This window comes from Prevotella communis, assembly GCF_022024175.1.
Taxonomy (GTDB): Bacteria; Bacteroidota; Bacteroidia; order Bacteroidales; family Bacteroidaceae; genus Prevotella; species Prevotella communis.
The window spans coordinates 1,684,781-1,711,288 of record NZ_CP091794.1 but is presented as its reverse complement, the minus strand read 5'-3'; the positions used below and the strand labels follow the sequence as shown (position 1 = coordinate 1,711,288).

General features: G+C 48.2%; 26 protein-coding genes. 12 read left to right on the top strand and 14 right to left on the bottom strand.

What is annotated here, in order from left to right; translation table 11 throughout:
- Positions 1-114 precede the first annotated feature (114 nt).
- Positions 115-1,548 (top strand): IS4 family transposase, encoded by a 1,434-nt coding sequence (locus tag L6466_RS06990; protein ID WP_431356516.1) that lies wholly within the window; start codon positions 115-117, stop codon positions 1,546-1,548.
- A gap of 777 nt (positions 1,549-2,325) precedes the next feature.
- Here the strand turns inward: L6466_RS06990 and L6466_RS06985 are convergent.
- Both L6466_RS06985 and L6466_RS06980 read right to left on the bottom strand, forming a co-directional pair.
- Positions 2,326-3,996 (bottom strand): hemin receptor, encoded by a 1,671-nt coding sequence (locus L6466_RS06985; RefSeq protein WP_237803376.1) that lies wholly within the window; start codon positions 3,994-3,996, stop codon positions 2,326-2,328.
- 68 nt (positions 3,997-4,064) lie between these two features.
- Positions 4,065-5,072, bottom strand: a complete 1,008-nt coding sequence (locus tag L6466_RS06980; protein ID WP_237803378.1) for a hypothetical protein — start codon at positions 5,070-5,072, stop codon at positions 4,065-4,067.
- A 133-nt stretch (positions 5,073-5,205) separates the two neighbouring features.
- On the opposite strand from L6466_RS06980, the gene prmA reads away from it, so the two are divergent.
- Entirely contained in the window at positions 5,206-6,093 is an 888-nt protein-coding gene (gene prmA, locus L6466_RS06975; RefSeq protein WP_237803379.1) for a 50S ribosomal protein L11 methyltransferase, read from the top strand.
- A 46-nt stretch (positions 6,094-6,139) separates the two neighbouring features.
- On the opposite strand, the gene L6466_RS06970 is transcribed toward prmA, so the two are convergent.
- The 12 genes from L6466_RS06970 to L6466_RS06915 form a co-directional block, all read right to left on the bottom strand.
- Positions 6,140-7,108 (bottom strand): F0F1 ATP synthase subunit gamma, encoded by a 969-nt coding sequence (locus tag L6466_RS06970; RefSeq protein ID WP_237803380.1) that lies wholly within the window; start codon positions 7,106-7,108, stop codon positions 6,140-6,142.
- A 41-nt stretch (positions 7,109-7,149) separates the two neighbouring features.
- Positions 7,150-8,733, bottom strand: coding sequence for a F0F1 ATP synthase subunit alpha (gene atpA / locus L6466_RS06965; RefSeq protein WP_237803381.1), 1,584 nt, complete (start codon positions 8,731-8,733; stop codon positions 7,150-7,152).
- Positions 8,734-8,746: 13 nt separating this feature from the next.
- Entirely contained in the window at positions 8,747-9,286 is a 540-nt protein-coding gene (locus L6466_RS06960; protein ID WP_091818663.1) for a F0F1 ATP synthase subunit delta, read from the bottom strand.
- Positions 9,287-9,300: 14 nt separating this feature from the next.
- On the bottom strand, positions 9,301-9,816 hold the full coding sequence (gene atpF, locus L6466_RS06955; protein WP_091818662.1) for a F0F1 ATP synthase subunit B: 516 nt from the start codon (positions 9,814-9,816) through the stop codon (positions 9,301-9,303).
- A 17-nt stretch (positions 9,817-9,833) separates the two neighbouring features.
- Positions 9,834-10,073: an ATP synthase F0 subunit C gene (gene atpE, locus L6466_RS06950; RefSeq protein ID WP_091818661.1), complete on the bottom strand. Its 240-nt coding sequence runs from the start codon at positions 10,071-10,073 to the stop codon at positions 9,834-9,836.
- A 62-nt stretch (positions 10,074-10,135) separates the two neighbouring features.
- Positions 10,136-11,185, bottom strand: a complete 1,050-nt coding sequence (gene atpB / locus L6466_RS06945; protein ID WP_091818660.1) for a F0F1 ATP synthase subunit A — start codon at positions 11,183-11,185, stop codon at positions 10,136-10,138.
- Positions 11,186-11,201: 16 nt separating this feature from the next.
- On the bottom strand, positions 11,202-11,603 hold the full coding sequence (locus L6466_RS06940; RefSeq protein ID WP_091818659.1) for a hypothetical protein: 402 nt from the start codon (positions 11,601-11,603) through the stop codon (positions 11,202-11,204).
- Between the two features lie 6 nt (positions 11,604-11,609).
- Positions 11,610-11,858: an ATP synthase F1 subunit epsilon gene (atpC, locus tag L6466_RS06935; protein ID WP_091818658.1), complete on the bottom strand. Its 249-nt coding sequence runs from the start codon at positions 11,856-11,858 to the stop codon at positions 11,610-11,612.
- 36 nt (positions 11,859-11,894) lie between these two features.
- Entirely contained in the window at positions 11,895-13,421 is a 1,527-nt protein-coding gene (gene atpD / locus L6466_RS06930) for a F0F1 ATP synthase subunit beta (protein WP_091818657.1), read from the bottom strand.
- Positions 13,422-13,520: 99 nt separating this feature from the next.
- A complete protein-coding gene (locus L6466_RS06925; protein ID WP_237792800.1) occupies positions 13,521-14,135 on the bottom strand; it encodes a DNA alkylation repair protein in 615 nt (204 codons plus the stop codon).
- Positions 14,132-16,084: a dipeptidyl peptidase 3 gene (locus L6466_RS06920; RefSeq protein WP_237803382.1), complete on the bottom strand. Its 1,953-nt coding sequence runs from the start codon at positions 16,082-16,084 to the stop codon at positions 14,132-14,134. The genes L6466_RS06925 and L6466_RS06920 overlap by 4 nt, the downstream gene beginning before the upstream one ends.
- A complete protein-coding gene (locus tag L6466_RS06915; protein ID WP_091818708.1) occupies positions 16,081-16,530 on the bottom strand; it encodes a helix-turn-helix domain-containing protein in 450 nt (149 codons plus the stop codon). Before L6466_RS06915 ends, L6466_RS06920 begins: the two co-directional genes overlap by 4 nt.
- A gap of 181 nt (positions 16,531-16,711) precedes the next feature.
- Between L6466_RS06915 and purU the strand changes: the two genes are divergently transcribed.
- From purU to L6466_RS06865, 10 genes are read left to right on the top strand one after another with little or no spacing between them, the layout of a single operon-like run.
- Positions 16,712-17,575: a formyltetrahydrofolate deformylase gene (gene purU, locus L6466_RS06910; RefSeq protein ID WP_091818654.1), complete on the top strand. Its 864-nt coding sequence runs from the start codon at positions 16,712-16,714 to the stop codon at positions 17,573-17,575.
- 5 nt (positions 17,576-17,580) lie between these two features.
- Positions 17,581-18,168 carry an imidazole glycerol phosphate synthase subunit HisH gene (hisH, locus tag L6466_RS06905; RefSeq protein WP_237792802.1) on the top strand — a complete coding sequence of 196 codons (588 nt, stop codon included), beginning with the start codon at positions 17,581-17,583 and terminating at the stop codon, positions 18,166-18,168.
- On the top strand, positions 18,165-18,899 hold the full coding sequence (gene hisA, locus L6466_RS06900) for a 1-(5-phosphoribosyl)-5-[(5-phosphoribosylamino)methylideneamino]imidazole-4-carboxamide isomerase (RefSeq protein WP_237792803.1): 735 nt from the start codon (positions 18,165-18,167) through the stop codon (positions 18,897-18,899). The genes hisH and hisA overlap by 4 nt, the downstream gene beginning before the upstream one ends.
- Complete coding sequence (hisF, locus tag L6466_RS06895; RefSeq protein ID WP_091818651.1) at positions 18,866-19,624, top strand: imidazole glycerol phosphate synthase subunit HisF; 759 nt, start codon at positions 18,866-18,868, stop codon at positions 19,622-19,624. The genes hisA and hisF overlap by 34 nt, the downstream gene beginning before the upstream one ends.
- On the top strand, positions 19,621-20,268 hold the full coding sequence (gene hisIE, locus L6466_RS06890) for a bifunctional phosphoribosyl-AMP cyclohydrolase/phosphoribosyl-ATP diphosphatase HisIE (protein WP_091818650.1): 648 nt from the start codon (positions 19,621-19,623) through the stop codon (positions 20,266-20,268). The genes hisF and hisIE overlap by 4 nt, the downstream gene beginning before the upstream one ends.
- Positions 20,269-20,300: 32 nt before the next feature.
- Positions 20,301-21,002 carry a cell division ATP-binding protein FtsE gene (locus L6466_RS06885; protein WP_091818649.1) on the top strand — a complete coding sequence of 234 codons (702 nt, stop codon included), beginning with the start codon at positions 20,301-20,303 and terminating at the stop codon, positions 21,000-21,002.
- A gap of 33 nt (positions 21,003-21,035) precedes the next feature.
- Positions 21,036-22,352, top strand: a complete 1,317-nt coding sequence (locus L6466_RS06880; protein WP_091818648.1) for an aspartate kinase — start codon at positions 21,036-21,038, stop codon at positions 22,350-22,352.
- Between the two features lie 18 nt (positions 22,353-22,370).
- Positions 22,371-23,528, top strand: coding sequence for a diaminopimelate decarboxylase (lysA, locus tag L6466_RS06875; RefSeq protein WP_091818647.1), 1,158 nt, complete (start codon positions 22,371-22,373; stop codon positions 23,526-23,528).
- Positions 23,525-24,466, top strand: coding sequence for a glycosyltransferase (locus L6466_RS06870; protein WP_237803383.1), 942 nt, complete (start codon positions 23,525-23,527; stop codon positions 24,464-24,466). The genes lysA and L6466_RS06870 overlap by 4 nt, the downstream gene beginning before the upstream one ends.
- Positions 24,463-26,427, top strand: a complete 1,965-nt coding sequence (locus L6466_RS06865; RefSeq protein ID WP_091818645.1) for a fructose-1,6-bisphosphatase — start codon at positions 24,463-24,465, stop codon at positions 26,425-26,427. The genes L6466_RS06870 and L6466_RS06865 overlap by 4 nt, the downstream gene beginning before the upstream one ends.
- Positions 26,428-26,508: the final 81 nt, after the last annotated feature.

The following is a 26,508-nucleotide window of genomic DNA, read 5'->3' as shown; positions in this document are numbered from 1 at the left end:
GCACCTGCATAATTTAACATAAAATAGGAATAAAAATGGCTTCGAAGTTTGCTCAACTCACTGAAAATGAGTAACTTTATAGTCGCCAAACAATAAAGTTCAAACTTAGAAGCCGTGAGCAAAGGTACAACAATTATTTCAGATTTGAGAAGCTTTTTCTCAGAAAATGAGAATAACCGTGCAATTAATGCGATTATGAGAGTGATGGAGTGCATAAACATACGTCCGGAGCAGATAGGGACAGAGAAGAAAGAGAACTGCAAGTTCACGAACGTGCAGGTCCTTAATCTTTTGATGCTGTTCCCTTTCTTCGTCGTCAGGAATGCATACCGGTACTCTGGCTCTTCATTAAGCCGCTTGTTCTGTTGTGAGAAGGACATGTTCTATCGTTTTATGAATGATGGTGATATCAAGTGGCGCAAACTGCTGTATGCGATGAACCTCCAGCTGCTGCGTAAGATCAGCCGTAGCACCGAGGCTGAGCATGACAAGCCTGTCTGCCTGATTATCGATGACACAGACGCTCCAAAGAGTGGTCGCAAGAGTGAACTTATCGGCAAGGTTTTCTCTCATATCCGACATAAGAGCATCCTCGGCTACAAATGTCTGACGCTGCTTCTGTGCGATGGCATGAGCCAATTGTTTCTCGATTTCTCGCTTCATGGTGAAGAAGGCAGTAATCCTGACAAGAAGCAAGGGTTGACGGACAAGCAACGCAGTGAGCGTTTCTCTGCCGACTATACGGGGCAATGTGTTGAGGAGCGCATAAAAGAATACACCATGAAGAAGACTGACAAGGCAATCGAGATGGTGAAGTACGCTATCAAGCGTGGAATACGTTTCGACTATCTGCTGGTTGACAGTTGGTTTACCAGTGCAGACTTCGTTCGCCTGATTACCAGCCGCCACATCAAGTGTCATCTGATAGGCATGATCAAGCTGGGCAAGACCAAATACCACACCCAGTGGGGTGATTTGACTGCTAAGCAGATTATCAAGAAGCTCCAGAAGCAGGGCCTCACCAAACATAACAGGACACTCAGATGTACCTACTGCACCATCGATGTGAAGTTTGCAGGTACCACCGTGCGTTTGTTCTTCTCGAAACGAGGCAGGAATGGGCTTTGGAATGGATTGCTCACTACGGACCTCTCGCTTAGTTTTCTCAAAGCATACAGGACGTACGCTATCCGCTGGACTACCGAGGTGGCTTATCACGACCAGAAGCAACTGCTCGACTTCGGCAGATGTCAGAGCGTACACTTCTCTGCACAGATTGCCAGCTTTACGCTGATCATGATGCAGTACAACATACTTTGCACGGTGAAGCGGTTTGAGGCCTACGAGACCGTCGGAGAACTCTTCCGTGAAGCCACTGCTGGTACTCTGGAGCTGTCCGCTTCGGACAGGATATGGGAACTTATATTGGACACCATCCTGGAAATCGCAGAGATGATCTCTGCCGATGCCAGTGAACTGCTTTCTGCGGTTATTGATGCCAATCCTAAGTTCCATAAGCTATATCAAATGTATAAATTAGTCGCTTGATGAATGAATATTCACTTGCGAAAGTTCAGTAATGTAATATTTTGTATTTAAACCTGTATAAGATGCTAAGGAAAAAGTTGATAGGGTAGAGAGTAGTAAAATTGTTAAATATTTTAAAGGTTGTAAATAATATTCCTATTTCTTAAAACCTTTTCCTTAATCCTTGTTTTTACTTCTAAGCTATACAGAACTTCCTTGTGCACTATGAAAAATTTTCTCTTTAGCCATGTCGCAAATTCCATATGCTTTATCTGTTTTACATCTTGACGCAAAAGGTATGATAATTTCAAATCTTAGATCATGTCAGGTTACTCACTTACAACTTACTCACTTCGGACATCTGTATTCTGAGATTATCTCTAAACAGAATTTTTATATTATAATATTAATATATTAATATTATAATATAAGATATATTTTAGTATATTACTTCTTAATTTATCCATTTATTCCTTTTCCATATCCAATCCGATTTAGGAAAACCTAAATGTCCGAAGTGAGTAAGTTGTAAGTGAGTAAGTTTTTCTGCACTACGCATTGTAAACTAGCAATGAGCGAAATGTACCGCGGCTGGAAAATGGCTCGAGAATGATGAAAAGAACCTTTCTATTTTTCTTTGCCTATTCCTAACGAGAATCGGCATTATGATAAATAGATATTTTGAGAGGATAATATAGTCTATCCTCTTTAAGCAAAAAATGGCGTAAACTTTATAATTAAACAAAACGGCGTATCTCTCAGTGAAAGATACGCCGTTTGTTTATTTTTCCTTAAGATTCAGAACGTATAGCCCACGGTGAACAGCAGCTGATGACGATTGAACTTGACGTCGCTTGGTGTGCTGGCGTTTATCTCATAATTGTAAGAGCCGTCGTCGTTTGGCACGATATCTGTGAAGTTCATGCTCTGGAACGGGAAAAATTGTCCCTTTGTGGCGCTGTACTGATATGCCAGGTCAAAATTCCAGCCCTCGTGCTTGAAACCCAGTCCGCAGGTGATGCGGTTGGTAGATTTCCAGTTGGTATAGTCGGCCGTGCTGGAATACCAGTTGCCGATGCTGCCCAGACGGGTGTCTCGTACCCCATTCTCCTGATACATGGGCGACACGTAGTTGTAGCCAAAGCGTACGGCAACACTTGGATCGGGCTTGAATTCCAGACCAGCTTTAAGTGTAGAAACGCCCCTTAATGTATTCTCCGTGTGGCGGTTCATCACGTCGTCGCTATAGGAATCAGGATTGCCGTATTCGTCGTAGGTTCCGTCGTTGATGCGGTTGTCAGCGCAACCATAGTCGGCATATTCCCATCCGGCACCCAGTGCCAGGTAGTTGCCAAAGGTATGGCCGGCACTCAAGCCAAACTTCCACGGCGTGTAGTATCTGAACTCATAGGTCTCACCGCTTGAGAACTCATCATAGCCCCAGTTGCGAAGGCCTGGATTCAGTTTATTATAGTCGGTGGCGTTGAAAAGCACCGTGGCATTGCGTGACTTCAGGTTGTACCATGTTGGCGTGGTGATGGTGAGTCCTACGCGGAATGGCGACTCATCGATTGGACGGTAGATGGCACCAAAAGCGAGGTCAACACCCGTACCTGTAATCTTACGCTCGTCGGCCAAAACGGTGTTGCCGATATAGCGGTCGCTACCATCTACGACGCGCTCCAGATACTCGCTATAGCCCTTATAGTCAACCTGTTTGACGCCCAGTGTGACACCCAGGAACAACTTATTATTGATGTTGCCCGAGAGATTGAAATCAAAGTTGGCTATATAACCACTATGCGCACGGTCGAACTCATAGCCCTCGGCCTCGAGGAACACGTTCTTGTAGGGCTCGCTGGGGTCAAAATTGTCCTGATCCCAGTTCACGCCGTTGGTATAGACATGGTCCCACTGCGTATAGGTGTAGGCGCGGTTGTTGCTCGAGCGGTCGTACCAGCCCTCCGCTACCCCATTCGTATTCTCTTCCAGATAGTAGCCGCCCTGACGCTCGTCCAACTGACAGCTTTTGCCATAGGCCAGTTTGCCAAGAGAGGCATGGTTGAGCGAGTTGGCAGCCGAGAGAATCTGGTCGAAGTTACGACTCTTGTGATAGTTGAACGCGAAGTTCAGGAACGAGTTGCGGTCGGTCTGCGTAGAATATACGAAACCAGCCTGATCAAAACTGAAATTGGTCTTGCCCACCTGGTCGAACCGCTTCGTATCTTCCTGAGACACAATGCCCATGGAGACACTGGCGGTGCTATGACGGAACACACCGATGGCAGCAGGATTGGTGCCGATGGTAGAGATATCAGCGCCCAGGGCATCGAGCGCACCACCCATACCCACATAGCGGGCTGTGCCGTTGAGATCAGCGCCCAGCAAACGGGCATTCTCGTACGTATCTTGTGCAGCCGCTGGCAACATGGCTAGCGTAAAGACTGCGAGGGAAACAATCTTTTTCATATTTTCTGATTATGATGACTGATTAATATTATAGCGGTAGCAAATTTTTCACTTTTCACTCTACCTTTTTACCTTCTTCCTCCTCCGCTACGGCCTCCACCGCCGCCTACAGAGCGTGTGCCACCACCGCTGCTGAAGCCACCGCTGGAGCGATTGCCGCCGAAGCTACTACTACTGCTGCTTGAGAAACTGCCGCCGTTGCCACTCTGGAAGGTAGCTGCACGGCCTGCATCGTAATTGCTGGAGCTGCTGTAGCTGCCCGACGTAGCACGAGTAGCGGTGCGATTGGTTGAACGTTCGACGGCACGTGTCGTAGAGCGCGTCGTAGAACGGCTGGTATTGCCTGACACCGTGCTGCGTCCGCTACCACTGTTATAGGCTCGGTTGCGGGCACCGTCGAAACGGGCACTGCTGGTATAGTTGGCCACGCGTCCGCCGGTGGTAGAGCGACTATAGTTGCCGTTGCGACTCAGCGTGCCGGTATTGCCTGTTCCATAGTAGCGGGAGCCACCGTGGTAATAGCCGATGTAAGGACCGTCATAGTAAGAATAATAATGGTAAGGATAATAGCCCCAATGCCAACTGTAGTAGTCGTAGTACCAGGGATCGTAGTACCAGCTGTAGTGCCAGCCATAGGGATAGTACCAGGAGTCGTACCAGGGATAGAAAGAGGTATAGTACCAGGGCGAATGCCAGTACCACGTGTCGTGCGTGCCGTCATAGTAGCCCTCCCAGTAGGCCTGCTTGGGTGTGTAACCCTCCCAGCGTGCCATCTTCTTGGTCAGGCTGTAGTCGGCTGTAGAGTCGGGATAGACGCCCTCAACGGCTGAGAAATCGATGATGTCGCTATCCTGAGGCTGCACATCGTAATTGCCTCCGCGTCGGTTATACTCGTCGACACCGCGCTTGGAACCGGTATGGTAGACAGGTGCAGGGCTGACAGGCTCCCAGCTGGAAGCGTTGCGATAAGTACTCTTCTGCTTCTTGGCGGAGCCGAAATACATATCGTCGTCCTGTGCCATCATTGAGAGTGGCAGCAGAGCGAAAGCCATTGATAAATAGAACCAATTTTTCATATCTCTAATCGTTTAGTTATTCTTTCACGATGCAAAAATACATCTTATTTTCATGCAAAGATAGGGAAAAACCCTAAAACGTGATAGGATTTTCCCTATTTTTATTAATTTTGCAGGTAAATTTAACAAGGCTATGAAGTACTACGAAGTGAATTTCACCATTGAGGCGCCTGCCGAACTGATGCAGGACGCACGCGATATCCTCTCGGCACTGGCTGGAGAGGCAGGTTTCGAGACGTTTGAGGATACGGACGAAGGCGTCAAGGGCTACGTGCAGCAGGGACTGTTTGACGAGGCGTTGCTGAGGGCACTGATAGCCGACTTCCCCCTACCCTCGTGCACCGTCGCGTATACGGTGAGCGAGGCCGAGGACAAGGACTGGAACGAACAATGGGAGCAGCAGGGCTTTGAGCCGATAGTGGTCAACGACACCCTCGTGATTCACGACGGACGCCATCTGCCTCAAATCTCAAACCTTAAACCTCAAACCTCAAACCTCAAACCTCAAATCTCCATCGAGATTGACGCCCACCTGGCTTTCGGCACAGGTACTCACGAGACCACCCGTATGATGGTAGGTCAGCTGATGGGGCTGGACCTAACGGACAAGCGCGTGCTGGATTGCGGCACGGGTACGGGCATCCTGGGTATCGCGGCCTTGAAACTGGGTGCACGCGAGGCTGTGGGCTACGACATCGATGAATGGAGTGCCGACAATGCGCGTCATAATGCGGTGATCAACATGGTGGATGGTCAGTTTACGTCGCTCCTTGGCGATGCCTCTATATTAAAAGAGGTAAGTGGAAAGTTTGACGTCGTCCTGGCCAATATCAACCGTAATATCCTGCTGAACGATATGGAAGCCTTCGTAGGGAAGATGGCACCCCACTCTATCCTTCTGCTCAGCGGATTCTACGAGCAGGATATCCCCATGCTGGAAGAGAAAGCGGCCTCACTGGGACTGAAAAAACAAACCCAGCAGCACGATGGCGACTGGGCTTGCTTGATGTTTATGCGCTGAAACTGCTGACGCTTACAGCGATGACAGTTACAGGGGGCATTTATTCTTAGTTGTTCACGGAACCTCCTACTATATCGAGCAACTCGCTGGTGATAGCCTGCTGACGACTCTTGTTGTACTGCAGGTTCAACTGGCGTAGCAGTTCGTCGGCATTATCCGTAGCCGTCTGCATGGCCACCATACGGGCGGCATGCTCAGAGGCAACGTTGTCGAGCAAGGCGGTATAGAGCATCAGATGACCCATCTTGGGGATGAGCTGCGACAGCACGGTGTGCATATCGGGCTCCACGATGAAGTTATCATTCAGCGGTGCCACCTCGTTCTCCTTCACCTCCTTCTTGCGACCCTTCTTCTTCAGATAGTCCTGCGCCTGCTTGGTCACCACGTTCGACGTCAGGTCGCGCTCGTGGTCGGCATTCAGTTCAGACTCCAGGTCGATGGGCAGAAACGTCTTATGCGTCAGAATCTGCGAACCGGCACTCTTGAAGTGGTGATAGATCAGCTCTACCTTGTCGATCTCGCCCTTGGCAAAGCGATCGCCCAGCTCCATGGCCAGGTCGATACACTGCTTCACGTTGGGATGGTCTACAAGGTCGGCCAGGTCGCACTTCACGTTGTAACCCAGCTTGCGGGCCTTCTCGGCCACCTTACGGCCAATGGGGTAAACCTCCACATTCTCCTTGCCCAGTTCTTCTGAGAGTGCATTCACAGCCTTCATCATCACCTTGATGATATTGCCATTGAAAGCACCGCACAGCGACGAGTTGCTGCTGAAGACCACAAGCGCCACACGCTTCACGGGGCGCTCCTGGTCATAGATGGTCTGAGCACCTGCCTCGGCTGCCAGGAACGACTTCAGGATATGCTCCAGCATCGTCTCGTAGGGCAGCATATTCTGGATAGCTACCTGCGCATGATGCAGCTTCGATGAAGCAACCATCTTCATCGCACTGGTAATCTTGCGTGTTGAGTTGACAGAGGAGATTCGTCCTTTGATTTCTTTTAAACTTGGCATAGCGGTAGCAAATTATTCACTTATCACTATTCACTCTTACCTTATTTAAAGGTTCCTGCGATATCAGCCATCACAGCCTCGATGGTGTCGGTTGTCTCGTTGTCAATCTTGCCGCTGGCCAGCGTCTCGATAACCTCGGGATGAGCAGAACGCAGTTTGTCGAGGAACTGGTCCTGACACTGGCGTACCTTGTCGATGGGCACCTGGCGCATCAGGCCGTGCACACCGCAATAAAGGATGGCCACCTGCTCGCCTACGGGCATAGGACTGTACTGAGGCTGAATGAGCAACTGATTGTTCTTACGACCACGGTCGAGGGTCATCGCCGTCACGGCATCCATATCGCTGGAGAACTTAGAGAAGGCCTCGAGCTCGCGATACTGAGCCTGGTCAATCTTCAGTGTACCAGCCACTTTCTTCATAGACTTGATCTGTGCCGAACCACCCACACGGGATACAGAGATACCTACGTTGATGGCAGGACGGAAGCCCTGATTGAAGAGGTCGGACTCCAGGAATATCTGACCATCGGTGATTGAAATCACGTTGGTGGGGATATATGCCGACACGTCGCCAGCCTGGGTCTCAATGATAGGCAGAGCGGTGAGCGAACCACCACCCTTCACATGGCCCTTCATACACTCGGGCAGGTCGTTCATCTGCTCGGCAACCTCCTGCTGCTCGTTCATCTTGGCTGCACGCTCCAGCAAACGGGAGTGCAGGTAGAACACGTCGCCAGGATAGGCCTCACGACCAGAGGGACGGCGCAGGATCAGCGATACCTCACGATAGGCCACGGCCTGCTTTGACAGGTCGTCGTAGACCACCAGTGCGGGCAGACCACGGTCGCGGAAATACTCACCGATAGCGGCACCGGCGAAGGGTGCGTAGTACTGCATAGCAGCGGGATCGGCAGCTGTAGCGGCCACGATGATGGTATAAGGCATGGCACCGTGCTCCTTCAGGGTCTGCACCAGGGCAGCCACTGTAGAGGCTTTCTGACCGATAGCCACATAGATACAATATACGGGTTTGCCTGCCTCGTAGAAGCTCTTCTGGTTGATGATGGTATCCACGGCAATGGCGGTCTTACCCGTCTGACGGTCACCAATAATCAACTCACGCTGGCCACGACCGATAGGAATCATCGAGTCAACGGCCTTCAAACCTGTCTGCAGGGGCTCCTTCACGGGCTGACGATAGATAACGCCTGGTGCCTTACGGTCCAGGGGCATCTCGAACGAGTCTTTCAGGTCGATCTCGCCCTTGCCGTCGATGGCCTGACCCAGTGGGTTGATGACGCGGCCCAGCATATTGTCGTTCACGCGGATAGAGGCAATGCGCTTGGTACGCTTCACGACCATACCCTCCTTGATGCCCGACGTGGCGCCCAGAAGCACACAACCCACGTTGTCTTCCTCGAGGTTCATCACGATGGCCATCGTGCCGTTCTCGAACTCCAGCAGCTCGTTGGCCTCGGCATTGCGCAGACCATAGATACGAGCCACACCGTCAGAGACCTGAAGCACAGTACCCACCTCGTCGAACTGGGCACTGTTTGAGAGGCCGTTCAACTGTTCGAGCAGCACCTGAGAGACTTCGCTTGGTTTAATTTTATCTGACATTGTTTTCTTTCTTTTATTTCTTTAGTGTTTGTAGAATGGCGTTAAGGCGCGACTTCACACTGGCATCCATGCGGAAGGTGTCGTATTCAAGCACGAAACCTCCGATAATGTCAGGATTAACCTGCGTCTCAAACTCCACTGTGCCATGAGTCTTAGCTTCCACCATCTGGCGCATCTTCTGCTCGGTGGCAGCCGACACACGGGTAGCGGTGGTCAGTTTTCCAAGGATGATATTCTTCTGCTGACGATAGAGCGTGACGTAAGAATTGGCCATGAACTGAATCATGTTCTCGCGACCTTCCTTGAGCACCAGGGCTATGAAAGCTTTAGAGAGAGCCGACGACTCACTGCCACCAACGGCGGTCTCGAGCAACATCTGCTTCTTCTCCTTGGCGAGCATCGGGTTGTCTATCGTGTGGCGAAGGGCGGGCACGTCAATGAAACTCTTTGCCAAGAGCATCATCTCCTGATAGACCACGCTTTCCTGCTTCGCATCGGTGGCACTCTTCAAGAGCGCACGCGCATATCTAACCGATATTACTCCTATATCCATACGTTTACACCTTATTATTTATTAGAAGATACATCATCCAGCATACGGTCGATGAGATCCATCTGCGACTTATCGTCCTTCAGGTTCTGCTTCAGAACCTTCTCGGCGATTTCTACACTTAATGTAGCTACTTGCTCGCGGATATCGGCTATAGCGGCCTGCTTCTGCTGCTCAATCTCAACCTTGGCGTCATTGAGCAAACGGGCACTCTCCTCACGGGCCTTTTCCTGGGCTTTCTCTACAATGGCATCGCGTGTCTCAGCAGCCTCCTTCAGCATCTGGGCCTGCTTTTCGCGTGCTTCCTGAAGAATGGCTTCACCTTCTTGCTTGATATTCTCAAGGCGCTCTGATGCCTCGTGTGCCTTCTGCAGACTCTCGTCGATATACCGCTTACGCTCGTCTACCATATTGATGATAGCGGGAAAGCCGTACTTTGCGAGCACAAAGAAGACCACCAGGAACGCGATGAGCATCCAGAACAAGAGTCCGAGATCGGGCGTCAGGATTGATGGCAATTTAGTGAAATCCATTAGCGATCGTTATTTTTTTATTTGATAAGGAATGCACAAGCAGCAATAGCAAACAGAGCACAACCCTCCACGAATGCTGAGGTCAGAATCATGTTGGTCTGAATCTTACCTGTTGCCTCGGGCTGACGTGCAATAGCGTCCATAGCGCTACCACCGATCTTACCAATACCCAAACCTGCACCAATTGTTGCAATACCAGCACCAATACCGCAGCCCAGCTGTGCCAGACCTTCAGCGGCCAAAATAGAAATAATCATAGTCGTTAATGTTTTAATTGTTATTACTTAATTTTATCTTTAATTGTTTCTCGTTGAATGATTTACTCAGCGTGATGCTCCTTATGGGCCAGTCCGATAAACACGGCACTGAGCATCGTGAAGACATAAGCCTGAACAAAGGCTACCAGCAGCTCCAGGCAGTTCATGAAGAGCAGCATGATGATACTGAACGTGTTCAGACCGATACCATAGCCTACGCCCATGGACCAACCCAGGAATATCACGCAGGTGAAAGAGAGGATCACGGCGTGACCGGCCATCATGTTGGCAAAAAGACGAATCATCAGGGCAAAGGGCTTGGTGATGACACCAAAGAGCTCGATGACGGGCATGATGGGCGCGGGATAGGCCTTCAGGAACAGAGGCACCTCTGGCCAGAAGATTTCCTTCCAGTACTCTTTGTTGGCAAAGATATTGATAGCCAGCATCGTGCAGAATGCCAGGAAGAACGTGATGTTGATATTACCAGTCACGTTGGCACCTGCAGGGAAGATGGGAATCAGGCCAATCAGGTTGGTGGTCAGGATAAAGAAGAACACGGTGAGCAGATAGGGCGCATAGGGCTTGTAGTGCTTCTCGCCGATGGACGACTTAATCAGATCGTCATGGATCATCATCACCACCATCTCTATGGCTCCCACAAATCCCTTGGGCGCTTCGCTATGGGCATCGTGGCGCTTATACCAGCGGGCACACGACAGGAAGATGGTGATGAGCACGATGACTACAATCCATATCTGGGCAACGGTCTTGGTGATGCTCAGGTCTATGGGGCGCACCTCTTCGCCTCCTACACGCTCATAGATCTTGCCATGATGCTCTTCACTGAAGAAAAAGGGCTCTGGCAGGGTGTGGGCTGTGCAGAAATGCCACTCGCCTGTATTCTCGCTCCTGACGATGATGGGCAGGGGCACACTGAGATGCTTGCCTTCGTACGAGGCGATATGCCACTCATAGGCATCGGCCAGGTGCTCCAGCACAATCTCAGGGATGTCCAGTTCCTTGCTTTCTGCCTCTTCAGCATGGATGTGCTGGACAGGGACAAGCAGGAATGCCACCAACAGGAGTATTATAGACTTGAAATGTTTCATTATTATTAATGTATTATCACGAACGGTTAGAGACTTTCGCGAAGAAGACTGAATGATGAATGAGCAGCAGCACGTAGAACACCATGAATACCAGGAAGAATGGCAGCATGGCCTCGCGTCCTGCAATGAGATAATAGACAAACATCGTGGCCAGTGCCAGCAACATCCTGAAACCTGAAAGGGCTGTGAAGAATGTCGTCAGACTGTCTGGATGGTTCGTGGCCACAAGTCGCCAGATATTTCCTTCTGCAAGCACAATGGCCAGCGAGAACCCACAGCCGAACATCACTGGCACGCGCAGGTCGCCCACACTGGTGAATTGCTCCACCAGGAGTGTGCCTATCGTGGCAATGATGGTCAGGACAATGCCCTGCACCAGATACAGGATGCTCAGTTTGCTGATATCTTGCTTAGTCATAGCTGCTTACTTGTTAATCTCTACACACAAACTTACTTCGTTTTTCTGAACCTCAACGAATCCACCAAGGATGTTCAGCGTGGTCTTCTGGCCAGATGCCTCCGTATATTCAGCCACTCCTGTTTCGAGTGATGAGATAATGGGTGCGTGGTCAGTAAGTATCTCAAAGTTACCAGCCATACCCGGTACCTTGACACTCGTCACTTCTCCTTCGAATTCGATTCTCTCGGGCGATACAATTTTCAGTCTCAGCATAAATCTTAATTCTAAATTCTTAATTCTAAATTAAGATTAGCCCTTCGCTGCCTCAAGCAGTTTCTGGGCCTTAGCCTTTGCATCGTCGATAGTACCCACGTTGAGGAATGCCTGCTCGGGCAGGTCGTCAACCTCACCGTCGAGGATGGCGTTGAAGCCCTTGATGGTATCCTCGATGGGCACCATCACGCCTGGCAGACCGGTAAACTGCTCGGCCACAGAGAATGGCTGACTGAGGAAACGCTGTACACGACGTGCACGGTTCACGGTCAGCTTATCCTCGTCAGAGAGTTCGTCCATACCCAGAATGGCAATGATATCCTGCAACTCCTTGTAGCGCTGCAGAATCTCCTTCACGCGCTGGGCACACTCGTAGTGAGCCTTGCCGACAATCAGCGGGTCAAGGATACGAGAGGTACTGCCCAGAGGATCCACAGCAGGATAGATACCCAACTCGGCAATCTTACGGTCGAGCACCGTGGTAGCATCCAGGTGGGTAAAGGTGGTAGCAGGAGCAGGGTCGGTCAAGTCGTCGGCAGGCACATAAACGGCCTGTACAGAGGTGATAGAGCCCTTCTTCGTAGAAGTGATGCGTTCCTGCATGGCACCCATCTCTGATGCCAGCGTGGGCTGATAACCTACGGCTGACGGCATACGTCCCAGCAGGGCTGATACCTCAGAACCGGCCTGGGTGAAACGGAAGATATTGTCGATAAAGAACAGGATATCGGCTGCACCACCGTCCTTGCCGCCTGCATCACGGAATCCTTCGGCAACGGTAAGACCTGAGAGGGCTACAGAGGCACGTGCACCAGGGGGCTCGTTCATCTGACCATAGACAAGGGTAGCCTGACTCTTCTTCATCTCCTCCGGATCAACCAGCGAGAGGTCCCACTTACCTTCGGCCATAGCTTCCTTGAACTTCTCGCCATAGCGGATAACGCCTGACTCAATCATCTCGCGGATCAGGTCGTTACCTTCACGAGTACGCTCTCCTACTCCGGCGAATACAGAGAATCCGTTGTGACCCTTGGCGATATTGTTGATAAGCTCCATGATAAGCACGGTCTTACCTACACCGGCACCACCGAAAAGTCCAATCTTACCACCCTTCATGTAAGGCTCCAGCAGGTCGATGACCTTGATACCGGTAGAAAGAATCTCTTTCTTGGTTGACAACTCCTCGAAGGTTGGTGCTTCGCGGTGAATAGGATAAGCTCCTGTCATATCAAGGTCTTTCATGCCGTCGATAGGACTGCCTATCACATTAAGCATACGGCCCTTGATTTGTTCACCTGAGGGCATCAGGATTGGTGAGCCCATTGGAACGGCCTCCAATCCACGCTGCAAACCGTCAGTATTGTCCATAGCTACACAACGGACAGTATCCTCACCGATGTGCTGCTGCACCTCTACGATAAGTTTCTGTCCATTGCCACGGTCAATACGAAGAGCTTCATGAATTTTTGGCAGCACTTTCTCGGCATCCAGTCCCTTCGTGTCAAAATACACGTCAATAACGGGACCAATAATCTGGGAAATGCGTCCTGTAATTTGTGACATAGTTGTTTATTTTATATTTAAAGTTATGTTTTTAATTCAAATGGTGTTGCAAAGGTATGAAAAAAAAAGAAAATGGCAAAGGTGTTTTGCCATTTTTTTCTAAATAAAATCTAAACCGATACTGCTTATTGCCGAATGTGCCAAACGCTGATACATCAGTCCTAGTTCCGAGAATCGGATAAGTGCTTGCATCGCTGCTTTCCTTACAGGAACAGAGGGGGATTGGAGGGCCACGAGTGCCTGATCTATGAACTCATTGATGCCCCGCTCGTTGGGCTCTTGCTTGTTCATAAACAGGCGCGACAGGATGTGGTAGCCGCATATCTGCGGAATATCGTCGGGCGAGGCCAGCCACAGAAAGGCTTTGTCGGCGGCAAAGGGCAGGTGCTGATACAGGTTGAAGGCTGCCTGTTCGGCAATTTCAAGACTGTCGGTCTGCTCCATCCAGATGTCCACCACTTCAGGCAACATCTGTTCTGCCGGCATGATCATGGTGGCCAGGATCTTGCATTCCCTGACATTCTCCTTCCACAGGGCAATGGCCAGGTCGTAATCCTTGCCTATCTCGTCAGCCTTCTCTTTCAGGCGCGGCAAGGTGGCTCCCCAGTTCAGATGGTAGTTGACACCTTTGTCACGCATGGACTGTGCGATAGAGCCATCCATCATCTGACGGAACGACTGCTTGATTTCCTTGATCTGTTCCTGTGTACTCATATTAATGTACCATACTCTGTGCTATAACGCATCATCTGATGATCGTATGATTCCGAATAGTTTACCTGAATGTCTGCTATTTCACCATTTTCGTCAAGCACCGGCAAGAGCCAGGGGTTAATGAATCCCTTGTAAGGAGCAAGGTTCAGTTTCTTGTAACGCTCCAGCACTTCCTGGTGCATGTCCTGGTCAATCCGTACGGCATAGTCCTCAACCAGCTGGCGGGCAGCGTCAAAGTCGCCCTCGCTCTTGATGCGCTGTATCTCGGCAAGCAACTGGGCGATGAGTCCTCTCAACTCCTCGTAGTCGTCAATGACCAACTCATAGAAACCCTTCTCGCGAGTGAGTCTCATATGTTTGGCATGAGCCAGGCACCATCTGGCTATCAGGGCACGGTTACGCATGTGGGCCTCCTCGATCTGCTGGCCTGGCTGAATGCGTACCAACTGGGTAAGCAGACCATTTAACATATACGTGAAGTAATGTGCTTTATATGCCTCATTATTAGGTAGTAAACCTAACTCGACTAACTTCTCATCTGCCATGTAGTAGAGACCAAACAGGTCGGCCCTCGCCTCCTCTATTGTGTTGCCGTAAGCCTTCAAGGCATCAGGGTCGGTACCAGGTAATAGCTGACCACTTCCGTGACCCAGACACTCATGCAGGTCGGTATGCAGATTGTCGCACACGTCATCGTATTTGTCAATGAGCTCAAGTGTCTGAGGGTCCTTGACAAATTCCTCACGGAAACCATTCCCATGAGCTGCCTTGCTATAGGCTTCAGTGATGTTGCTGATAGTGATACTCTTTGAGCCATAGTTAGCCCGGATCCAGTCAGCGTTGGGCAGGTTGATACCTATAGCTGTAGATGGATATTCATCGCCACCCAGCATCGCAGCACAGATAACATTGGCCGATACGCCTTTCACCACCTTCTTCTTGAAACGGGGATCTACGGGCGAATGGTCCTCGAACCATTGCGCATTATTACTAATAGTACGCGTGCGCGAGGTAGCCTCCTCGTCGATATATTCCACAAGTCCCTCCCAGGAACCTTTCAGTCCTAAGGGGTCGCCATAGACTTCGATGAAGCCATTGATGAAGTCAATCTTAGTACCGGTGGTCTGCAGCCATTTGATGGAATACTCGTCAAAGACTTTCAAATCGCCAGTCTGATAGTATTTTATCAGTAGTTCGATGGTTTCCTTCTGGTCTTCGTTTTCTGCAACTTCAGCAGCTTTCGTCAGCCAGTAGACGATATGCCGGATGGCGTTCGCGTATTTCCCGTTGGCAGACCAAATCTCTTCTTTTATAACACCATTTTCCTTCACCAGGGTCGTGTTAAGGCCATAGGAAGGAGGTTCGGGGTTGTCGGACTGCTTGAGTGAAGCATAGTATTTCTCGGCTTCTTCCTGGGTGACGTCCTGGTAGAAGTTGCACGCGGAAGTAGCCACCAGATCCTCACCGTCAACTTTATTGACGCGCTTTGTTAACACTTTTTCGTCGAATATGACTGGGGCTATCTCCTCAAAGAAATCGTTGACACTCTGGCCTTCCCTTAACGGCAGACGCTGGGCATCAACAATATTCATACACGTCTTCAGGTAATCGGCACTGAAGCCTGGCTTGAATTTCTCACAACCATAATGGTGATAGATACCATTCGAGAACCAGACACGTTTCAGATATACCTGCAATGCACGGAAATCATCATTGTCCCTGGGAATGCGAAGGTCGCTATATATCACCTCCAGTGTCTTGCGAATACGTAAGTTGTGTTTTCCGAACTGGTCAAACGTGATGTCTCTGCCATACAGAGTTGCTTTCACGAGGAAGTAGACGAGACGTTTCTGATTGAGTGTTAATTTCTCGAAACCGTTAAGCCGGTATCGTAACATCTGCAAGTCAGCGAAACGCTCGTCACTAAAATTAAATGGTGCTAATGTCATTTGCTTTTCTTTTTCACCATAGCGGCTGCAGCCGAGGCAAGATGCTGCACCTTGTACTCTTTAGGTGTAATGCCAGTGATCTTGTAGAACGATGCATAGAACGACTGTCTGTTTGCAAAGCCTACCATATCACTTACCTCCTCGATGCGCAGGTGTTGGTAGCGCTTGTCGACAAGGATGGACATAGCCTCTTCAATACGATACTTGTTAACAAATGATGTGTAATTCATGTGAAAACGTACGTTCACCACGGCCGAAATGTAACGCGTGTTTGTTCCAAGGTCAATTGCCAAGTGCTTGGCAGAATAATTCTTGTCCTTGTACTTCTTCTGCATCACAATCACATTGAGGATTTTTTCTTTAAGATCATCCATCAATGCAGGGCTTACCAAACTGCGATAAGCGGCCTCTCTTTCTTGTTTTTCAATAATGTTGTACTTCGTCATAACGGCATCCTTCATAAGTTGGATTAAGCGAATGTCACTTAAATTTTCTGCAAATATACAATTTTTTTTCATATCTCGGATAACTTTTTGCGAGAAATATTAAAAAAGTCCGCAAATCTCTGCAAAAAAAGATATTTTTTTGTATCTTTGCACATTGAAAAAGAGATTTTTTAAGACAGAAATGAAACCAACCGCAATTTTACTTCTGCACTGCCCAGACCAACAGGGTATTATATCAGAAGTCACAAAATTCATTACAGACAACAAAGGTAACATTGTTGACTTAGACCAGTATGTAGATCATCAAGACGGAATGTTCTTTATGCGTGTTCAGTGGGAACTTGATTCCTTCCTGATTCCACGTGAGAAAATCAAGGAATATATTGAGACGCTCTACAAGCAACGCTATCAGATTGAATTCAGTTTGTATTTTAGTGACCAACGTCCCCGCATGGCAATTTTCGTCTCGAAGATGAGCCATTGCCTGTACGACTTGCTGGCACGATGGAAAGCTGGAGAGTTTGCATGCGACATTCCCTGCATTATCAGTAATCATGAGGACTTGCGCTATGTAGCCGACCAGTTTGGCATTCCATATTATGTGTGGTCAATCAAGAAAGACCACTCCAACAAGGCTGAGGTCGAGGAGGCGGAGATGAAGCTGCTCAAGGAGAATGGAATAACCTTCATCGTACTGGCTCGTTACATGCAGATTATCAGCGATGCGATGATTGCCGCTTATCCACATCATATTATTAATATCCACCACTCGTTCTTGCCTGCCTTCGTAGGTGCAAAGCCCTATCATCAGGCATGGGAGCGTGGCGTGAAGATTATCGGTGCCACCAGCCATTATGTTACTGCGGAACTGGATGCCGGTCCTATCATTGAACAGGACGTGACACGTATCACCCATAAGGATACACCTGAGAGTCTGGTGCTCAAGGGAAAGGATCTGGAAAAGATAGTGCTGTCAAGGGCCGTGTCCAAGCATATCCAGCGCAAGGTGCTTACCTATAAGAACAAAACAATTATCTTTAGTTGATAGATATGCAAGTAGCAGTCGTCAAATATAACGCGGGCAACATTTACTCAGTCATGAATGCATTGAAGCGACTGGGTGTGGAACCGTTGCTCACTGATGATGCCCAACAGCTGAGGCAGGCAGACCGCGTGCTTTTCCCTGGTCAGGGAGAGGCAAGTGGCGCTATGGCTTATTTGCGTGAACATGGGTTGGATCAGGTGATCCGCTCGCTGACTCAGCCTGTACTGGGTATTTGTATTGGCCAGCAGTTGCTCTGTCGCCATTCGGAAGAAGGTAATGTGGATTGTCTGGGCATCTTTGATGCGGAGGTGAAGCGTTTCTCCCCTACCCGACATGAGGACAAGGTGCCCTGCATGGGATGGAACAAAATCTACGACACCAAGTCAGAGCTGATGACAGGCGTTGAGGGACAGTTTGTCTATTTCGTACATAGCTTCTATGTGCCTTCTTGTCCTGAGACCATTGCTACAGCCGACTACATTCAGCCTTATTCCGCTGCATTGCATAAGGATAACTTCTACGCAACACAGTTTCATCCGGAAAAGAGTGGAAGTGTTGGTGAACGAATCATTAGAAATTTCTTAGAACTATGATTGAACTGATTCCTGCAATAGATATTATCGAAGGACACTGCGTCAGACTGACCAAGGGCGACTATGAACAGAAAACTGTTTATGGCGAACCTCTGGAGATGGCCCGCCAGTTTGAAGAGATTGGCTATACCCGTCTTCATGTGGTTGATCTTGACGGAGCGAAGTCGCGTCATATCGTTAACAGCAAGGTTCTGAGCCGACTGGCCGAAGAGACATCGCTGAAGATTGACTTTGGCGGTGGCATCAAGACAGATGATGATATCGGCAAGGCTTTTGAAGCCGGTGCATCAATGGTGACTATCGGCTCTGTTGCAGTCACCCATCCGGAACTGCTGGAGCGCTGGTTGGTGAAGTATGGTCCGGAGCGCATCATCTTGGGTGCTGATGTACGTAATGGCCGTATCAGCATCAATGGTTGGAAAGATGACTCGGAACAGGAACTCCTTCCCTTCCTGAAACATTATGTTGACATGGGTGTCGTGAATGTCCTGTGTACCGAAATCTCTAAAGACGGAACTTTGTCAGGACCGGCTATACCTTTATATAAAAAGGTGATGGAGACGTATCCTCATTTGCATCTCATTGCAAGTGGTGGGGTTAGCTCTATTGATGATATTAAGGAACTTGATGCTGCTGGCATCCCCTCGGTGGTATTCGGGAAAGCTATTTATGAGGGAAGAATCAATTTGAAAGAACTATGGGACTGGCAAAACGAATCATCCCTTGCTTAGATGTGAAGGACGGTGAGACCGTCAAGGGAATAAATTTTGTACAACTGAGAAGTGCAGGAGACCCTGTAGAGCTCGGCAAGGCCTATAGCGAGGCTGGTGCCGATGAATTGGTATTCCTGGATATCACGGCTAGTTTTGAGGGACGAAAGACCTTTACGGAGATGGTCACCAAGGTGGCCCAGCAACTCAATATCCCGTTTACGGTTGGCGGTGGTATCAATGAACTGGCTGACGTAGAACGCATGTTGTATGCCGGTGCAGACAAGGTGAGCATCAATAGTGCCGCCTTGCGCAATCCTCATCTGATAGAAGAGGTAGCCAACCGTTTCGGTTCTCAGGTGTGTGTGGTGGCTATCGATGCCCGACTGGATGCTGATGGCTGGCATTGCTACCTGAAAGGTGGACGCGAGAGAACGGAACGTGGCCTGTTTGAATGGGCCCATGAGGTTCAGGAGCGTGGTGCTGGCGAGATTCTTTTCACGAGTATGAATCATGATGGCGTGAAGAATGGATATGCCAATGAGGCACTGGCGCAACTGGCCGATAATCTTGATATCCCCATCATTGCCAGTGGCGGCGCAGGTAAGAAAGAACATTTCAGGGATGTGTTCCAACAAGGACATGCTGATGCGGCATTAGCTGCAAGTGTCTTCCATTTCGGTGAGATACCCATACCAGAATTAAAACAATATTTGACACAAGAAGGAATAAACGTAAGACTATGACAATAGATTTTGAGAAGATGGGGGGCTTGGTTCCTGCCATCATACAAGATGCTGACACAAAGAATGTGTTGATGCTGGGCTTCATGAATGAGGAGGCCTATAAGAAGACTGTGGAAACAGGAAAGGTCACTTTCTGGAGTCGCACCCGTCAGACTCTCTGGACTAAGGGTGAGACAAGTGGAAACTTCCTGAATCTGGTCAGTATGGATATTGACTGCGATAATGACACATTACTTGTGAAGGTGCACCCTATTGGTCCTACCTGTCATAAAGGTACGGATACCTGCTGGGGAGAGACCAATCAGAAACCTGCCATCAGTTTCTTGTCTGAATTACAGGACTTTATCGAGAAGCGCTATCAGGAGATGCCTGAGGGAAGTTACACCACAAAACTATTCCGTGATGGTGTGAACAAGATGGCTCAGAAGGTGGGCGAAGAGGCTCTTGAGACTGTTATCGAGGCAACAAACGGTGATGATGAACATCTGGTCTATGAGGCATCTGATATGATTTATCATCTGCTGGTGCTCCTGACAAGCAAGGGCTTACGTATAGAAAATATCGCAGAAGAATTACATCGCCGTCATGATCCTGAATGGGATGCCAAACGTCGTAAGGCTAAGGCTGCAGGCGAGATGAAATAATTATTTTCTGTGACTGAAAAATCTTCAAATAGATGTTGATAGAATATAAAAAAGTAACAGTTTGCCAAAAGGATGGTATTCCCGTCCTTAAGGATGTTGACTTCCATGTGAGTAATGGAGAGTTTGTATATATTATAGGTAAGGTGGGCTCTGGTAAGAGTTCGCTGCTGAAAACCATCTATGCCGAACTGTTCATTGACGAGGGTGAAGAGGCAAAGGTGCTGGACCAGGATATGCTGACATTGAAACTCAAGCAGGTGCCTGCCATCCGTCGCCAGCTGGGTGTCGTTTTCCAGGATTTTCAGCTTCTGGCCGACCGTAGCGTGCTGAAGAATCTGCAGTTTGTCTTGAAGGCTACTGGTTGGAAGGACAAGAAGGAGATGCAGGAACGCATCGAAAAGGTGCTCAGTGATGTGGGCATGTCTGAAAAGATCAACAAGATGCCCCATGAGTTGTCGGGTGGCGAGAAACAGCGTATTGCTATTGCCCGGGCTATCCTGAATTCTCCCAAGCTCATCGTGGCCGACGAACCTACGGCTAATCTTGACCCGGAGACGGCTGATGGTATCATGCAGCTGATGCGTCAGATATCACAGACAGGTACGGCTGTTATTATGTCAACGCATAACATGCCGCTTCTCGATAAGTATCCTGGCATCGTGTATCGTTGCTTCGATGAACATCTTGAGGAGGTTACCAACGACTTCAACAAGATGAAGATTGAGGATGATTAAATACTGAATCACAAACACAAAAAACATATACCTATGAAAGTAATGAAATTCGGTGGTACTTCAGTTGGTACCCCACAGAGAATGAAAGAGGTAACCGCACTGGTTACAAAGTCTGGTGAGCCCGTGTTTGTAGTACTTTCTGCCATGTCTGGTACTACCAATTCCCTCGTTGAGATTTCTGACTATCTCTACAAAAAGAATCCTGATGGAGCCAATGAGGTAATCAATGCGCTGGAGCAGAAGTATTACCGTCATCTGCCAGAGCTCTATACCACAGAGGAATATCAGACGCTGACAAAGGACTTCCTGAGTGAGGAGTTCGATTATCTGCGCTCTTTCACAAAGGAATTATTTACTTCATTTGAAGAGAAGAGCATTGTGGCTCAGGGCGAGATGATGTCCACGAATATGGTTGTCAACTATATGAAGGAGAATGGCATCAATGCTGTATTGCTGAATGCGCTCGATTTCATGCGTACCGATAAGAATGCAGAGCCAGATCCTGTATATATCAAGGAGAAACTGGGTGCATTGATGGAGAAGAATGCTGGTGCACAGGTTTATGTCACTCAGGGTTTTATCTGTCGTAACGCTTATGGTGAGATTGACAACCTGCAGCGTGGTGGTTCTGACTATACTGCTTCTCTGATTGGTGCAGCCTTGAATGCTGAAGAGATTCAGATTTGGACTGATATTGACGGTATGCATAATAATGACCCACGTGTCGTTGACAAGACTGAACCCGTTCATCAGTTGCACTTTGAGGAGGCTGCAGAGCTGGCCTATTTCGGTGCTAAGATTCTGCACCCCACCTGTGTGCAGCCTGCCAAGTATGCTGGTATACCTGTTCGCCTCTTGAACACAATGGATCCTGATGCTGAGGGTACAACGATTTCCAATGCTACCGAGTACGGCAAGATTAAGGCTGTTGCTGCCAAGGATAATATCACGGCCATTAAGATTAAGTCATCACGCATGCTGTTGGCTACAGGTTTCCTGCGTAAGGTGTTTGAGATCTTTGAGAGCTATCAGACGCCAATCGATATGGTATGTACCTCAGAGGTTGGCGTGTCTATGAGTATTGACAACTCGGCCAACTTGGGTGGCATCATGGATGAACTGAAGAAGTATGGCACCGTTACGGTTGACACCAATATGTGTATCATCTGTGTCGTTGGTGATCTGGACTGGTCTAATATCGGTTTCGAGACAAAGGTGATGGATGCTATGAAGGACATCCCCGTACGCATGATTTCCTATGGTGGTAGCAACTACAACATCTCATTCCTGATTCGTGAGGAAGACAAGAAGCGTGCTCTTCAGAATCTGAGCGATAATCTCTTCCATTAAAAATTCCCCCAAGTAAAGATGAAAGGTATATTTCCTATAGAAAAGTTTCAGTCACTGAGGACACCCTTCTACTACTACGACATGGATTTGCTGCGTGAAACGCTGGCTTCTATCAACCAGGAAGCCGGTAAGCACGAGGGCTTTATCGTGCATTATGCCGTAAAGGCCAATGCTAATCCAAGTGTGCTCCGCTGTATCAAGCAGGCAGGTCTTGGTGTAGATTGTGTCAGTGGCGGTGAGATAGAGGCAGCTCTGAAAGCTGGTTTCTCTGCCGAAAAGATTGTGTTTGCAGGAGTTGGTAAAAGTGATTGGGAAATTAACCTTGGTCTTAAAGCAGGCATCCACTGTTTCAACGTGGAGAGTATCCCAGAGTTGGAGGTTATCAATGAACTTGCAGCCCAGCAGAATACCATTGCCCAGGTAGCTTTCCGCATCAATCCTGATGTGGGTGCACATACTCATGCCAATATCACAACAGGTCTGGCTGAGAATAAGTTTGGTATTGCCATGCGCGATATGGAAAGTGTTATTGAACTGGCTTTGTCGATGAAAAATATCCGTTTTATTGGATTGCATTTCCATATTGGTTCGCAGATTCTTGACATGGCCGACTTCCAGGCACTTTGTAATCGTATCAACGAATTACAGAATCAGTTGGAATCTCATCGTATCATCGTTAAGAGCATCAATGTAGGCGGTGGTCTGGGTGTCGACTATCAGCATCCTAACCGACTGTCTATCCCTGATTTCAAGTCTTACTTTGATACCTATGCCACGAAATTGAAACTTCGTCCAGGTCAGGAATTGCATTTTGAGTTGGGACGTGCTGTCGTAGCTCAGATGGGTAGCCTGCTCGCGCGTACCTTATATATTAAGGAAGGTGCAAAAAAGAAATTCTGTATTGTCGATGCTGGTATGACCGACCTTATTCGTCCTGCCCTTTATCAGGCCTATCATAAGATTGAGAATATCTCAAGTGATGAACCTATGGAGGCATATGATGTGGTTGGTCCTATCTGTGAATCCAGCGACGTCTTTGCCAAACAGATTGATTTGAATAAAGCTAAAAGAGGCGATCTCATCGCTATCCGTTCTGCGGGTGCCTATGGTGAGATTATGGCGTCACAGTATAACTGTCGCCAGCTTCCGCAAGCATACACCAGTGATGACATATGATTAAAGTCTTGCATGTCTACCCAAAGAACGATTCGTTGACGGCTCGGTTTATCCATCTCCTGATGGATAAAATCGAGTCGAAAGCAACGGATAATGCTGATGAGTTTAAGCGATTATGCCGGGAATGGCAACCGGATATCATTCATCAGCATGGTTCTGTGGATGTGAAATGGCAGGCAGACGCAAGATGGGTTGTATCGCCCAACGGCCTTCGGTCAACTTTCGACGACTACTATGCTGTTGTAGCAAGAAGTTCTTTGGAAGCTGAGACTTTGCGTGCCCTTGGTGCCAAGCGCATCGAGGTTATCATGAATCCACTGGTTACCAAACAGGTGGATATCGATGAAACGGCACAAAAGATGATGCAGGTCTATCAGAAAGTGATGAATTCTAATCCTCTTGCTTTAATGGAAGAGGCTACGAAGGATGCTCTTCCTGTGATTTTGAAGGCTGCTATTCATGGCGACAAAAGGTGGGTTGAACAGGAAATTCCCATTCCATCGATACAGCAACCTCGTTTATTGTATATCTATTCTTCACTCGAAGGCATCAATTCTTTGCTTGAAAAAGGGCTTTCTGTCTTAGGCATGGAACAACCGGCACATGACGCTTTTGAGTGCTATCTGCCTGAAAATTATACCGTTCCATCGAGTATAACGGGCACCAATATCATTGGTATGCTTGATGATATTCAGCGTAATGGTATCACTTTAATCCGTCTTGTTAATATCTACAAAGCACTGATTAGTGATAGTCATGATGACGAAAAACTTCTTGAACTAATTGAAGAAAATGATTATAATGCACTGTTTGTAAGTGTATTACAGATTTTAAAAGAACAGTTACATCTTGACGAGGGCTATTTCCCTTGCCCACCAGAAGATAATAATAACACCCGAAGACTTCGGGATGACCTTCAAAACCATTTAAGACTATGAACACCGATTTACGTTATCTCCATCTACTGTCAAATACCTACCCCACGGTTGCTGATGCAGCCAGTGAAATCATTAACCTTGAGGCTATCCAGAATCTGCCGAAAAGTACAGAACATTTTCTGGCAGACCTTCACGGCGAACATGAAGCCTTTATTCATGTATTGAAAAATGCCTCTGGTAATATCAAACGTAAAGTGGGTGAAATCTTCGGTAATACCATACGCGAAACTGAGAAGAAAGAGTTATGCACGCTGATTTATTACCCAGAACAGAAACTTGAACTGATTAAAGCTGCAGAAGAGGATCTGGACGACTGGTATCGCATCACGATTCATCAGCTGGTACGTGTCTGTCGTGATGTGTCCAGCAAATACACGCGTTCAAAGGTACGCAAGAATCTGCCAGAGGAGTTTTCGTATATCATTGAGGAACTGCTACATGAACGTACTGACGATCAGGATAAGGCAGCTTATGTGGCTGTTATCGTTGATACCGTCATCTCTACAGGACGTGCCGACGATTTCATTGTTGCCATCTGTAATGTGATTCAGCGCCTGGCTATTGACCAACTGCATATTCTGGGTGATATCTACGACCGCGGTCCTGGTGCCCATATTATACTGGATACGCTTCGTCAATATCATTCGTGGGATATCCAATGGGGTAATCATGATATCCTTTGGATGGGAGCTGCAGCAGGTAACGATGCCTGTATTTGTAATGTATTGCGCCTGAGTCTGCGCTATGCTAATCTGGCTACGTTAGAGGAAGGATACGGTATTAACATGGTACCGTTGGCCACCTTTGCCCTTGAGGTCTATGGTGATGATCCATGTGAGGAGTTTATCCCTAAGCTCCTGAAGGACGACGGACGTCTCGATGAAAAGACGCGCCATCTGATTGCTAAGATGCACAAAGCCATTGCTGTGATACAGTTCAAGACTGAGGCTGCTATCTTCAATCGTCGACCAGAGTGGCAGATGAACGACCGTAACCTCTTGGAACATATAGATTTCACTAATCAGACCTGTACTATTGATGGAAAGGAATATGCTATGAAATCGTGCCACTTCCCAACCATCTCAGCTGATAATCCCAATGCATTAACGCCCGAGGAAGATACCTTGATGAAGAAGCTGCATCATTCTTTCCGTGTGTCTGAGAAACTACGTAAACATATTCGTACCATTCTGAGTCATGGCTGTATGTACACCATCTGCAACCAGAATCTGCTGTTTCATGCTTCCATACCGCTCAACGACGATGGAACCTTGAAAAATGTAGAGATTCTGGGAAAGTCATATGCAGGTAAGGAACTGATGTCATATATAGGACAGTTGGTGCGCGCTGCTTTCCAAAGTGATACCCCGGCCGACTTAAAGGAATATGCCAAGGATTATTTCCTATATCTGTGGTGTGGAAAGGAATCTCCCCTATTTGACAAGTCAAAGATGGCTACCTTCGAGCGCTATTTCCTGACGGACAAATCAACCTATCAGGAGGAAAAGGGCAACTATTTCAAACTGCGTAATTCCGAGGATGTCTGTGACCGTATTCTTGATGCCTTTGAGGTGACTGGTGCCAACCGCCATATCATCAATGGTCATGTGCCTGTACACGCATCAAAGGGTGAGAATCCTATTAAGGCAGGTGGTAAACTGATGGTGATTGACGGCGGCTTCTCTGAGGCCTATCATAGTGAGACAGGTATTGCCGGCTACACATTGGTATATCATAGTCGCGGTTTCGTCTTGGTACAACACGAGCCGTTCACCAGTGCCCAGGATGCCATTTTACGAGGCACGGATATCAAGTCATCAACCCAGATTGTAGAGATGTCGGCCCATCGTATGCTCGTTGCAGACACAGATAAAGGCGAAGAGCTGCGCAGTCAGATATCAGAACTGAAAGACTTGCTCTACGCTTATCGACATGGTATCATCAAGGAGAAACGCAATTAGCGCGTTCATAAATAAGAAAAAGAGCTCCTGAAGCACAATGCCTCAGGGGCTTTCCCCTTTTTTAGGTATGCAGGGCAAATT

Coding starts and splice junctions, on each gene's coding strand:
- hisIE (WP_091818650.1), top strand. CDS start 19,621: ATGACAATAGATTTTGAGAAGATGGGGGGCTTGGTTCCTGCCATCATA.
- L6466_RS06985 (WP_237803376.1), bottom strand. CDS start 3,996: ATGAAAAAGATTGTTTCCCTCGCAGTCTTTACGCTAGCCATGTTGCCA.
- L6466_RS06880 (WP_091818648.1), top strand. CDS start 21,036: ATGAAAGTAATGAAATTCGGTGGTACTTCAGTTGGTACCCCACAGAGA.
- atpD (WP_091818657.1), bottom strand. CDS start 13,421: ATGTCACAAATTACAGGACGCATTTCCCAGATTATTGGTCCCGTTATT.
- hisA (WP_237792803.1), top strand. CDS start 18,165: ATGATTGAACTGATTCCTGCAATAGATATTATCGAAGGACACTGCGTC.
- L6466_RS06960 (WP_091818663.1), bottom strand. CDS start 9,286: ATGGATATAGGAGTAATATCGGTTAGATATGCGCGTGCGCTCTTGAAG.
- L6466_RS06920 (WP_237803382.1), bottom strand. CDS start 16,084: ATGACATTAGCACCATTTAATTTTAGTGACGAGCGTTTCGCTGACTTG.
- atpA (WP_237803381.1), bottom strand. CDS start 8,733: ATGTCAGATAAAATTAAACCAAGCGAAGTCTCTCAGGTGCTGCTCGAA.
- L6466_RS06915 (WP_091818708.1), bottom strand. CDS start 16,530: ATGACGAAGTACAACATTATTGAAAAACAAGAAAGAGAGGCCGCTTAT.
- hisF (WP_091818651.1), top strand. CDS start 18,866: ATGGGACTGGCAAAACGAATCATCCCTTGCTTAGATGTGAAGGACGGT.
- L6466_RS06925 (WP_237792800.1), bottom strand. CDS start 14,135: ATGAGTACACAGGAACAGATCAAGGAAATCAAGCAGTCGTTCCGTCAG.
- atpC (WP_091818658.1), bottom strand. CDS start 11,858: ATGCTGAGACTGAAAATTGTATCGCCCGAGAGAATCGAATTCGAAGGA.
- prmA (WP_237803379.1), top strand. CDS start 5,206: ATGAAGTACTACGAAGTGAATTTCACCATTGAGGCGCCTGCCGAACTG.
- atpF (WP_091818662.1), bottom strand. CDS start 9,816: ATGGATTTCACTAAATTGCCATCAATCCTGACGCCCGATCTCGGACTC.
- L6466_RS06940 (WP_091818659.1), bottom strand. CDS start 11,603: ATGACTAAGCAAGATATCAGCAAACTGAGCATCCTGTATCTGGTGCAG.
- L6466_RS06980 (WP_237803378.1), bottom strand. CDS start 5,072: ATGAAAAATTGGTTCTATTTATCAATGGCTTTCGCTCTGCTGCCACTC.
- hisH (WP_237792802.1), top strand. CDS start 17,581: ATGCAAGTAGCAGTCGTCAAATATAACGCGGGCAACATTTACTCAGTC.
- atpE (WP_091818661.1), bottom strand. CDS start 10,073: ATGATTATTTCTATTTTGGCCGCTGAAGGTCTGGCACAGCTGGGCTGC.
- lysA (WP_091818647.1), top strand. CDS start 22,371: ATGAAAGGTATATTTCCTATAGAAAAGTTTCAGTCACTGAGGACACCC.
- L6466_RS06865 (WP_091818645.1), top strand. CDS start 24,463: ATGAACACCGATTTACGTTATCTCCATCTACTGTCAAATACCTACCCC.
- L6466_RS06870 (WP_237803383.1), top strand. CDS start 23,525: ATGATTAAAGTCTTGCATGTCTACCCAAAGAACGATTCGTTGACGGCT.
- atpB (WP_091818660.1), bottom strand. CDS start 11,185: ATGAAACATTTCAAGTCTATAATACTCCTGTTGGTGGCATTCCTGCTT.
- L6466_RS06970 (WP_237803380.1), bottom strand. CDS start 7,108: ATGCCAAGTTTAAAAGAAATCAAAGGACGAATCTCCTCTGTCAACTCA.
- purU (WP_091818654.1), top strand. CDS start 16,712: ATGAAACCAACCGCAATTTTACTTCTGCACTGCCCAGACCAACAGGGT.
- L6466_RS06885 (WP_091818649.1), top strand. CDS start 20,301: ATGTTGATAGAATATAAAAAAGTAACAGTTTGCCAAAAGGATGGTATT.